10 protein-coding genes are annotated in these 10,011 nt (G+C 64.2%); 5 read left to right on the top strand and 5 right to left on the bottom strand.

Annotated features, from left to right (window positions below; genetic code table 11):
• Nucleotides 1-372: 372 nt before the first annotated feature.
• From FYJ91_RS19225 to FYJ91_RS19215, 3 genes are all read right to left on the bottom strand, one after another.
• Nucleotides 373-2,463, bottom strand: a complete 2,091-nt coding sequence (locus tag FYJ91_RS19225) for a RelA/SpoT family protein (RefSeq protein WP_149523943.1) — start codon at nt 2,461-2,463, stop codon at nt 373-375.
• 193 nt (nt 2,464-2,656) lie between these two features.
• Nucleotides 2,657-2,998: a DNA-directed RNA polymerase subunit omega gene (gene rpoZ, locus FYJ91_RS19220; RefSeq protein WP_149523942.1), complete on the bottom strand. Its 342-nt coding sequence runs from the start codon at nt 2,996-2,998 to the stop codon at nt 2,657-2,659.
• 92 nt (nt 2,999-3,090) lie between these two features.
• Nucleotides 3,091-3,744 (bottom strand): class I SAM-dependent methyltransferase, encoded by a 654-nt coding sequence (locus tag FYJ91_RS19215; protein ID WP_149523941.1) that lies wholly within the window; start codon nt 3,742-3,744, stop codon nt 3,091-3,093.
• A gap of 394 nt (nt 3,745-4,138) precedes the next feature.
• On the opposite strand from FYJ91_RS19215, the gene FYJ91_RS19210 reads away from it, so the two are divergent.
• Nucleotides 4,139-5,026, top strand: a complete 888-nt coding sequence (locus tag FYJ91_RS19210) for a LysR substrate-binding domain-containing protein (RefSeq protein WP_149523940.1) — start codon at nt 4,139-4,141, stop codon at nt 5,024-5,026.
• A 146-nt stretch (nt 5,027-5,172) separates the two neighbouring features.
• Here the strand turns inward: FYJ91_RS19210 and FYJ91_RS19205 are convergent, their stop codons facing one another.
• Complete coding sequence (locus FYJ91_RS19205; RefSeq protein ID WP_149523939.1) at nt 5,173-5,631, bottom strand: peptidylprolyl isomerase; 459 nt, start codon at nt 5,629-5,631, stop codon at nt 5,173-5,175.
• Nucleotides 5,632-5,776: 145 nt separating this feature from the next.
• Here FYJ91_RS19205 and FYJ91_RS19200 point away from each other — a divergent pair, with 145 nt between their 5' ends.
• Genes FYJ91_RS19200 through FYJ91_RS19185 form a run of 4 tightly spaced genes read left to right on the top strand, consistent with a single transcriptional unit; the run spans nt 5,777 to nt 9,670 of the window.
• Nucleotides 5,777-7,330 carry an MDR family MFS transporter gene (locus FYJ91_RS19200; protein WP_149523938.1) on the top strand — a complete coding sequence of 518 codons (1,554 nt, stop codon included), beginning with the start codon at nt 5,777-5,779 and terminating at the stop codon, nt 7,328-7,330.
• Between the two features lie 49 nt (nt 7,331-7,379).
• A complete protein-coding gene (mgtE, locus tag FYJ91_RS19195) occupies nt 7,380-8,789 on the top strand; it encodes a magnesium transporter (RefSeq protein WP_149523937.1) in 1,410 nt (469 codons plus the stop codon).
• 10 nt (nt 8,790-8,799) lie between these two features.
• Nucleotides 8,800-9,225 (top strand): DUF1489 family protein, encoded by a 426-nt coding sequence (locus tag FYJ91_RS19190; RefSeq protein ID WP_342788031.1) that lies wholly within the window; start codon nt 8,800-8,802, stop codon nt 9,223-9,225.
• A 16-nt stretch (nt 9,226-9,241) separates the two neighbouring features.
• On the top strand, nt 9,242-9,670 hold the full coding sequence (locus tag FYJ91_RS19185) for a DUF5990 family protein (RefSeq protein WP_149523936.1): 429 nt from the start codon (nt 9,242-9,244) through the stop codon (nt 9,668-9,670).
• A gap of 35 nt (nt 9,671-9,705) precedes the next feature.
• Here FYJ91_RS19185 and FYJ91_RS19180 read toward each other — a convergent pair whose 3' ends face one another.
• The gene (locus tag FYJ91_RS19180) at nt 9,706-10,011 is read right to left on the bottom strand and encodes a hypothetical protein (protein ID WP_149523935.1); all 306 of its coding nucleotides are present in this window, start codon (nt 10,009-10,011) and stop codon (nt 9,706-9,708) included.

The raw sequence follows: 10,011 nt of genomic DNA, 5'->3' as shown, positions 1-10,011 counted from the left end.
GATGACCTGCAGAAAGGCATGATCGTCGCGGAGCTACGGTTACTGGCGGGCGACCAGACACACCTTCCTATCCCTTCAACCGCGCTGATCGGTGTGGCGCGGCAGTAAACGCCTCTTAGAGTGCTTGAGGATCGCTGCCGCTTTCCGGAGCGCCCCGGCGAAGGCGCCAACGTCTGCTATTCAAGCTCACTCACCCGAAAGCGGATAGGCTGCTTCCCACCCCAAAGCCGACGTTCCCAACTCGTCACCCCGGACTTGTTCCGGGGGCCACCAAGCCCAGTGCCTTGCGCTTGCGGATCCTGGTTTGCGCTTGCCTTCCGGTGGACCCCGGAACAAGTCCGGGGTGACGATAGGGGGAGGAGGGCGCGCCCTCTAAACCCGCTCCGCCTGGCTGATCGCGTCGGCCGCGCGCAGGGCCGCGAGGATCTTCATCAGGTGGGAGACGTCCTGCACCTCGATCGTCACGTCGTAGGTGTGGAAGCTCGCGTCGCGGTGGGACAATGACAGGTTGATGATGTTGGCGTGGTGCGCGCCCAATATGCCCGCCATCACGCCCAGCGAGCCGGGCTCGTTCTTGACGATGACACGCAGGCGGGCGGCGCCATGGTCGGTCTTGCCCCATGCGAGGTCGACCCAGTCGGCATCCTGGCTTTCGGCGAGGCGGCGGCAGTCGATCGCGTGCACCTCAACCGGCTGGTCGGGACGGCGCAGGCCGACGATGCGGTCGCCGGGGACGGGATTGCAGCAGGCCGCGAGCTGGAAGGCGACGCCGGGGGTGAGGCCGACGATCGAGATCGCCTCCTTCTGCCCCGACGGCAGGCTGGGGCCCATCTTCTCGACAATGCCGGGCATCAGGGCGTCCATCAGCGTCATATCGTCGATCAGCTTGCGGGCGATCGATTCCATCAGCGTGTCTTCGTCGGCGATCTTCAGGCGCTTCAGCGCCTCGCCGAGCGCGCCGGGCTTGAGCTGTGCGGGGAGGCGAGCGACGATCTCGTCGTAGAATTTGCGCCCCAGCGCGACCATCTCGTCGCGCTCCTTGTCGCGAACGTAACGGCGGATCGTCGAGCGCGCCTTGGCGGTGACGGCGAAGTTGAGCCATTCAGGCTGCGGCTCCTGCGCCTTCGACCGCAGGATTTCGACCTGATCGCCATTTTCCAGCGGGGTGCGCAGCGGCACGACGCGGCCGTTGACCTTTGCGCCCACGGTCTGATCGCCCAGATCGGTGTGGACGGCATAAGCGAAATCGACCGGGCTCGATCCCTTGGGCAGCTGGATCAGTTCGCCGGTGGGCGAGAAGGCGAAGATGCGATCCTGATACATCGCCATCCGGGTATGCTCGAGCAGCTCCTCGGGATTTTCGGCATGTTCGAGGATGTCGACGAGGTCGCGGATCCAGCTGGCCTCGCCATCGTGGTGGACAGGCTTGCCCTGCTTGTACGCCCAGTGCGCGGCGAGGCCATATTCGGCCTGCGCGTGCATATCCTCGGTGCGGATCTGGATCTCGATACGGACCTTCTCGCTGTGGATCACCGAGGTGTGGAGCGAGCGATAGCCATTGCGCTTGGGGGTGGAGATATAATCCTTGAAGCGGCCCGGGACCATCGGCCAGCGGCGGTGGATGATGCCCAGCGCACGGTAGCAGGCCTCGACATCCTTCACGATCACGCGGAACGCCATCACGTCGGACAATTGTTCGAAGCTGATGTGGCGTTCGGCCATCTTGCGCCAGATCGAATAGGGATGCTTCTCGCGGCCCTGAATCTCGGCATTGATGCCCGCACGGCCCAGCTGCAGCCGCAGGCCCGAGCTGATCCGCGCGATCAGGTCCCCGCCGCCCTCCTTGAGCAGTTCGAGCCGCTTGACGATCGACTGATAAGCTTCGGGTTCGAGCTGCTGAAAGGCGAGTGTCTGCATCTCGCGCATGAACTCGTACATGCCCACGCGCTCGGCGAGCGGCGCGTAGATGTCCATCGTCTCCTTGGCGATCCGGCGGCGCTTGGCCTCGGCCGGGATGTGATGGAGCGTGCGCATGTTGTGGAGCCGGTCGGCCAGCTTGACCAGCAGCACGCGGATGTCGCTCGACATCGCCAGAAGGAATTTGCGCAGATTTTCCGCTGCGCGCTCATTTTCGGTCTGCGCCTCAATCTTCGACAGCTTGGTGACGCCGTCGACGAGGCGAGCGACCGAAGCACCGAAGCGTTTTTCGATCTCCTCGGGGGTCGCCACCGTGTCTTCGATCGTGTCGTGGAGGATCGCGGTGGCGATCGTCTCGGCATCGAGCTTCAGATCGGTGAGGATGCCCGCCACCTCGATCGGATGGCTGAAATAGGGATCGCCGCTGGCGCGCTTCTGCGACCCGTGGGCCTGCATGGAAAAGACGTAAGCGCGGTTCAGCAGCGCCTCGTCGGCGTCGGGGTCATAAGCGAGGACCCGGTCGACCAGTTCATATTGTCTCAGCACACCCAGACAATGGGGTGGCTAGGTGCCCTTGTGCAACAGGCAAAGCGCGGGAATTGTGGCAGAAACGCAACATTTCCCGCCCCTTCGTCATCGCGAGGCGCCGAAAGCGACGAAGCAATCCACCCGCGATCGGAGTGGATTGCTTCGCTATGCTCGCAATGACGAGCAGAGGAGGGCGTGCCTCCTCGAAATATCAGTCGTAGTCGCCGCCGATATTCTGATTGCGGGGCGGAGCCGCCGCGGTGAGGCGCAGCGCCTCGGCCGACGCCGAGAGCGAACCGATCTCATCGGGCGCATCCTCGTCGTCCATCTGGACCTTCTGGAGCGAACCGACGACCGAATCGTGGAGTTCGTTCGGCAGGATCGTTTGCTCGGCGATCTCACGCAGCGCCACGACCGGGTTCTTGTCGCGATCGCGATCGAGCGTCAGTTCGGCGCCGCCCGAAATCTGGCGCGCGCGCTGCGCGGCCAGCAGGACGAGATCGAACCGGTTGGGAATCTTGTCGACGCAATCCTCGACGGTAACGCGCGCCATGCTTTAGGCTCCGATAAACGGGGAATCCGGGAAAGCGCGGCGGCTATCAGGCCTGCCCGCGAAAGTAAAGGAAAATGCCGGGGGTCAGGGCTTCAGGCGGCCTTGGCGGCCTGCGCGGCCTCGTCCTTGTGCGCCCAATAGAGGTGGCAGGGCGGGATGTTGATCCACTCCAGCGCCTCGTCGATGCGATCGAAATGCGGCCTCAGCAGCTTCACGATCTTGGCGGCATATTGATAGACGAGGAATTGCCCGCCGGGCGCCAGCACGCGATGCGTCGCCTCCGCAATGGCCGGCGCGACTCCGGGGGGCAGCGTGGAGAAGGGCAGGCCGGACAGGACATAGTCCGCGGCCGCGAACCCGTGTGTCGCGATGATCTCGTTCACGTCGGCGGCCGAACCGCTGACCGCGATGAAGCGCGGATCGGCGAAGCGGCGGCGCAGATAATCGATGAAAACCGGGTTGGTATCGATCACCAGCAGCGTTCCGTCCGCCGGCAGCCGATCGAGGATCGCGCCGCAGAAGGTGCCGACGCCGGGGCCATATTCGACGAACAGCTTCGTGTTCGCCCAGTCGACCCGCGAGAGCATGTGCTCGATCGTGCGGCGCGACGACGGGATGATCGAACCGATCATCACCGGATGGCGCAGGAACTGGGTGAAGAAGAGCGCGAAAGGATTGGGGGCAGAGCCACGCCGCGAAAGGCGTGTGCGGCTCTTGAGTGCGATTTCCCCGGGGAGGTTACCCATGATGCTCCTGGCGATCTTTCTTATGGATTGCGTATGCGTTGACGCAACATCGTCTCGAAGGCAAGCGGCGTGCCGTCTCCGAAACGTCATAGCTTCGTAAAAAAGGACGAGGCGCCATGTGGTTGCGACAGGCTCGGGCCGCAAGACAAAAAAAGGGCCGATCCCGAAGGACCGGCCTGAAAAGTTTTAGGAGAGGATGCCTGAAAGGCCCGATCTTTGTGCGCCGCAGCATCGTTTTGCGCAATTGCAGAACGAGATCGCATGGTTGCAATTGTTGCAACGATGCACTATCGCTTATTTGTCGGCTGAAAATGGCGGTATCCGAGGGGAGGTGCCGCGACCTTGCCGTGTTGCGATGCAGTACGGCCTTGCCATTGCGGGGCGATAAGGGACGATGCGAAGGCTTCCACCTCTCACGGCTATCGAGGCGTTCGTGCATGTCGCGCGGCTCGGCTCGGTCAAGGCCGCAGCCGAAGAGCTCGCGCTGTCGTCGCCGGCGCTCAGCCGTCGCGTTCAGGCGCTCGAGCGCTTTCTGGGTCGCAACCTGTTCGAACGGCGCCATCAGGCGATGGTGTTGTCGAGCGACGGTGAAATGCTGCTCAACCGCATCGCGCCCGCGCTGGATGCGCTGACCCTGGCGATCGACGCGACCTCGGGCGATACGGAGGTGCTGCGTCTGCGCCTGGGCGTGCTGCCGCTGTTCGCGTCGCAGCGGCTGATCGGCCGCCTGCCCGAACTGCGCGAGAAACATCCCGAACTCCACATCGACATCGACACGGCCGCGCACGCACTGTCGCGGCTGGGTGAGGGTGTCGACGCCGCGATCGTGCTGGCACGCGAGGTCGACGTCAGCCTGTATTCGCGCCGCATCGATCGCGATTTCGCTGCGGCGATCGGCAGCCGATCGATGCTGGAAGGTCGCTACCCGATCACCGGTCCGGAGGACTTGGCGCGCACGACGATCTTCCTCCACCGCGACATGCCCGAAGTCTTTTCATCGTGGCGGGAGGCGATGGGGCTGAGCGATCTCGAGCCCGCGGCGGTCGACCATTTCGATTCGGGGCAGTTGATGCTCGAAGCGGCCGCGCAGGGACTGGGCGTGGCGTTCATGCTCCAGGGCCATCTCGATGGCGCGCATGACGCGCGGCTGGTGAACCTGTTCGACAGCCAGAAGATCGAAAGCCCATACAGCTACTGGTTCGCGTGCCGCCGCCCGGCTTTATCCAACCGCGCGGTGCGCCTGTTCCACGACTGGCTGTTCAGCAGCGTTTCGACGATCTGACGTCGTTGGATCCTCCCCGGAGGGGGAGGGGGACCGCGAAGCGGTGGAGGGGTATTGGCCGGCAGCGAACCGCTTGCGGCGAATACCCCTCCGTCAGTCCTTCGGACTGCCACCTCCCCCGTCGGGGGGAGGTTCTGAGGCTTAGTTCAGGCGCCGACCGTCATCTTGACGATCTTGCCCGGGGTGCGCGGCGGCTCGCCCTTGGGGAGCGCGTCGACATGTTCCATGCCCGATTCGACCACGCCCCACACGGTGTACTGACCGTCGAGGAAGCGCGCGTCGTCGAAGCAGATGAAGAACTGGCTGTTCGCGCTGTTCGGATTCGAACTGCGCGCCATCGAGCACACGCCGCGGACGTGCGGTTCGCGGCTAAACTCCGCCTTCAGGTTCGGAAGGTGCGAGCCGCCCATGCCGCTGCCCGTCGGATCGCCGCCCTGCGCCATGAAGCCCGGGATCACGCGGTGGAACACCACGCCATCGTAGAAGCCTTCGCCGGCCAGCGTCTTGATCTGCTCGACATGGCCGGGGGCCAGATCGGGGCGCAGGGCGATGACGACATCGCCGGTTTCCAGCGTGATCGTCAGGGTGTTCTCGGGATCGGCCATCCGGGCTCTCCTTGATATGAAACGAATCTGGCGCGCCCTCTACCGAGAGTTGATGACGTTAGCGAGGGGTGATTGCTCCGCGGACGCTGTGATGACATGGAGATGAGCCCGCCGGCCGGCGGATGTCGATGAAGCGGGTTCCCCCATGGCCAATGCCGTTCAAAGCTCCGATCCCGCCAACATGCCGTCCGCGCAGCGTTTCGGCGTCAGCGTATTCGCTCTGCTCTCCACCTTGATGGTCGTGCTCGATCAGACGATCGCCAATGTCGCGCTTCCCCACATGGAAGCGGCGCTCGGCGCGTCGCGCGATTCGGTGTCGTGGGTGCTGACCTCGTACATCCTGGCTTCGGCGGTCGCGACGCCGATGACGGGATGGTTGTCGGGACGGATCGGGCGAAAGCAGCTCTTCGTGATCGCGATCGTCGGCTTCACGATCAGTTCGGCTTTCTGCGGATTCTCGGTGTCGCTGCCGATGATGATCGCGTCGCGGGTGGCGCAGGGCATTTTCGGCGCCTTCCTGACGCCGATGTCGCAGGCGATCATGTACGATATCAATCCGCCCGAAACCCGTGTCACCGCAATGACCTATTGGGGGCTGGGCGTGATGGTGGGGCCGGTGCTGGGGCCGGTTCTGGGCGGATTCCTGACCGACGCCTTCGACTGGCGCTGGGTGTTCTTCATCAACGTGCCGGTCGGCATATTGGCAGCGGCGGGCATGGCGGCGTTCTCGCCGATCTTCCCGGCCGACAAGCGACGGTTCGACGCGATCGGCTTCTCGCTGGTCCTGATCGCGGTCGCGGGGTTTCAGCTGGTGCTCGATCGCGGCACGCAGCAGGACTGGTTCGAATCGTGGGAGATCATTCTCGAGGCGGGCCTCGCCATGGCCGCGTTCTGGATGCTCTGCTTCTATCTGCGTTGGAAGAAGGAGCCGATCTTCTCGATCGAGCCGCTCAAGAATTCGAGCTTCGTCGCGGCGCTTTCGCTGGTCTTCCTGATCGGGGCGATCGCGTCGGCGGGCTCGGTGCTGCTGTCGCCGATGTTGCAGAGCCTGATGGGCTATACCGTCACCGATGCGGGGCTGATGTCGATGCCGCGGGGGCTGGGCGCTATGGCGGCGATGCTCGTGACCGGCAAGCTGATGTCCTATATCGATGCGCGGCTGCTGATCTTCACCGGTATGGTGATCATGGCGGTGTCGCTGTGGATGATGACCGGGTTCACGCTGCAGATGGGCAAATCTCTGATCATCTGGTCGGGCGTGTTGCAAGGTATCGGCATGGGCATGTCGATGGTGCCGATCAACATCATGTCGCTCGCCACGCTCGATCCGCGCTTCCGCACCGACGCGACGTCGATCTATTCGCTGGCGCGCAGCCTGGGGGGATCGGTGATCATCGCTGCGGTGAATGCGATCCTCGCGCGCAACATGCAGGTCAATCACGAGGAACTGGCGGGTTCGGTCCACGCGAGCACGATGCCCTATCTGCTCGACAGTATCCTGACCGGGCTGGGCGATAGGGCGGCGAGCGTCGTCGCGATGCTTGATGCCGAAATCACCCGGCAGTCGCTGATGATCTCCTATATCGACGATTATTGGTTGCTGATGGTGGCGACGATCGTGCTGCTGCCCGTCCCACTGCTCGTCAGGAAAGTCGCACCGCCCGGCAAGGGCGAGGCGGCGATGGCGGTTGGCGAGTAGAGGCAGCGAGTAGGTTTCGCTGCGCTGCAAAAGTGATAAGAGCCGCGGCATGAGCGAGCGCGAGCCCGAAATCGAGATCGACGACGTGGAGATCGAAACCCTCCACGACGAAGACGATCGCATGAAATCGAGCTTCGTCGATGCCGTGGTCGAATGTGTCGAGCAGGGTGACGACGAAGGCGCTCGTGCGCTGGTGCGCCCGCTCCACCCGGCCGACGTCGCCGATCTGTTCGAGCTGGCGCCGCAGGACATGCGGCGGCCGATCGCCAAGGCGCTTGCCGAACTCCTCGACGGCGACGTGCTGGCCGAAATGAACGAGTGGGTGCGCGACGAGCTGATCGACGCGCTCCAGCCGCACGAAGTGGCCGAGATCGCCACCCAGCTCGACACCGACGATGCCGTCGCGATCATCGAGGAGCTGGAGGAGGAGGAACAGCGCGCCGTCCTGCGCGCGATGGAGCCTGACGATCGCGCCGCGATCGAAGAGGCCTTGTCCTATCCGGAGGAATCCGCCGGCCGCCTGATGCAGCGCGATCTGATCGCGGTGCCCGAGCATTGGACCGTGGGCGACGTGCTCGACTATCTGCGGCGCAACGAGGATCTGACCACCGATTTCTGGGAAATCTTCGTCGTCGATCATTTCCATCACCCGGTCGGCACCTGCAAGCTGAGCTGGGTGATGCGCACGCCGCGATCGATTGCGATCGCCGACGTGATGCAGCGCGAGCAGACCTTGATCCCGGCCGACATGGATCAGGAGGAGGTCGCGCTCCGTTTCCAGAAATATGCGCTGATCTCGGCCGCCGTGACCGATCCGGCCGGGCGCCTGGTCGGCATGATCACCGTCGACGACGTCGTCCACATCATTCAGGAAGAGGCCGGCGAGGACATCCTGAAGCTGTCGGGCGCGGGCGACGGCGACATCAACGAACCGATCCTGCAGACGGTGAAGGTCCGCCTGTCCTGGCTGGTCGTCAACTTGGGCACCGCGATCCTTGCCGCATCGGTGGTTGGGCTGTTTCAGGGGACGATCTCGCGGCTCGTCGTGCTCGCTGTGCTGATGCCGATCGTGTCGGGGATGGGCGGCAATGCCGGCACCCAGACGATGGCGGTCGCGGTGCGTGCGCTCGCGCTCAACCAGCTGACCAGTTCGAACACCCAGCGCATGATCCTGCGCGAGCTCAAGATCGCGCTGACCAACGGGTTGTGCCTCGGCCTGCTGATCGGGCTTGCGGTGACGATCCTTTACGGAAACCCGCAACTGGGCCTGGTCATCTGTCTGGCGATGCTCATCAACAACATCACAGCGGGCCTTGTCGGTATCCTCGTCCCGGTGACGCTCGATACGGTCGGCGCCGATCCTGCGGTATCCTCCGCAGTGTTCGTGACGACCGCGACCGACGTGATGGGCTTCTTCTCGTTCCTGGGACTTGCGGCCTTGTGGGGGCTGCACGGTTGAAGCCGGGCGCGTGCCGTCCGATATGGCGGCGATGAGCGGGCTTCACCTTACCAAGATCGCCTTCGGTTGCGCCGACTTTGACGACCTTCGCCGGCGTATGGAGACGCGCGCCGAACGCGGCGAACCGATCTTGCTCCACACCCGCTATCGGCCCAAGCGCGAAGCCGAGATGGAGGGGGCGTCGCTCTATTGGATATCGCAGCACAAATACGGCCTGCGCCAGCCCATCCTCGGGTTCCAAGAGGGCGAGAACGGTCATTGCCTGATCCGCCTCTCGCCCGAGATGATTATGGTCGAGCCGCTCCCGCGCCGCGCGCATCAGGGCTGGCGCTACCTCGCAGGGGAAGATGCTCCGCGCGATCTCGAGACGATCGAGGGCGGGGAGGGGATACCGTCGGCGATGCAGGCGGAGTTGGCGGCGCTGGGGCTGTTGTAGGGGAAGACACGTCGTCATGGTGAAGGCGGATCAGGTCGAGGTCGGTTTCCGGATCGTCATAGAGCGGCCAGTGGCTGGCGTGCTTCACAGCCTGCAGGCGAAGGACGATGGGCCGCTCGATCCGAAATCGTCCAAGGATGGCGAACCCTTGTCGTTCGATTTCCCGGTACGGATCGGTCCGGGCCCCAAATATTTCGGCGATCAGGTACGTCGCGAAGGGCCGGAGCGGCGGTTCGTCTATATCCGCATCGGCGATCTGGCCGGCGACGCCGCCTCGCCCTGGTCGCGGCGGATGAAGATCGACATCCATGACATCGGGAGCGATCTGATCGATCGTGCAGTCGCGGGTGGCGGCGTGATCGAGACAGTGGTCGACGGCACCGGCGGGGACGGCACGCCCGCCTGCGCGACGCTCAAGCCACTGCGTCGGGGAATCGCCCTCTAATCCAGGCCGGCGGAAACCGGGTGGGGGAGGGGGCTTCAGCGCCGGAATTGCCACCATCGCCGCCGTGTCGGCAGCGGGTGCGCGGCAGCCCATTCGGCCGCCTCTCTGGCATCCTGTTCCAGCCAGGCGGCATCGCGTTCGAAACGTTCGGCAATCGCCTCACGCCATTCAGCCGACGCATCCCAGCGATCCAGATAGTCGGCCTTTTCGTCCGCTGAGAGCGTTCGCCAGTCGAACAGCCATGCCTCGATACAGGCTTCCTCCGCACCCTGGGTCGCCGGATTGTCGGCGGACAGTCCGGGCAGGGCGATCCAGGGCGGCGGGAAGCCGTATCGATCCAC

This window comes from Sphingomonas montanisoli, assembly GCF_008274695.1.
Taxonomy (GTDB): Bacteria; Pseudomonadota; Alphaproteobacteria; order Sphingomonadales; family Sphingomonadaceae; genus Rhizorhabdus; species Rhizorhabdus montanisoli.
The sequence above is the reverse complement of the archived record's forward strand: the minus strand, read 5'-3'. Positions and strand labels throughout refer to the sequence as shown.

Excerpts from the sequence above, each read along its gene's own strand:
- rpoZ (WP_149523942.1), bottom strand. The coding sequence starts at position 2,998 with ATGGCGCGCGTTACCGTCGAGGATTGCGTCGACAAGATTCCCAACCGG.
- FYJ91_RS19215 (WP_149523941.1), bottom strand. The coding sequence starts at position 3,744 with ATGGGTAACCTCCCCGGGGAAATCGCACTCAAGAGCCGCACACGCCTT.
- FYJ91_RS19210 (WP_149523940.1), top strand. The coding sequence starts at position 4,139 with ATGCGAAGGCTTCCACCTCTCACGGCTATCGAGGCGTTCGTGCATGTC.
- FYJ91_RS19205 (WP_149523939.1), bottom strand. The coding sequence starts at position 5,631 with ATGGCCGATCCCGAGAACACCCTGACGATCACGCTGGAAACCGGCGAT.
- FYJ91_RS19200 (WP_149523938.1), top strand. The coding sequence starts at position 5,777 with ATGGCCAATGCCGTTCAAAGCTCCGATCCCGCCAACATGCCGTCCGCG.
- mgtE (WP_149523937.1), top strand. The coding sequence starts at position 7,380 with ATGAGCGAGCGCGAGCCCGAAATCGAGATCGACGACGTGGAGATCGAA.
- FYJ91_RS19185 (WP_149523936.1), top strand. The coding sequence starts at position 9,242 with ATGGTGAAGGCGGATCAGGTCGAGGTCGGTTTCCGGATCGTCATAGAG.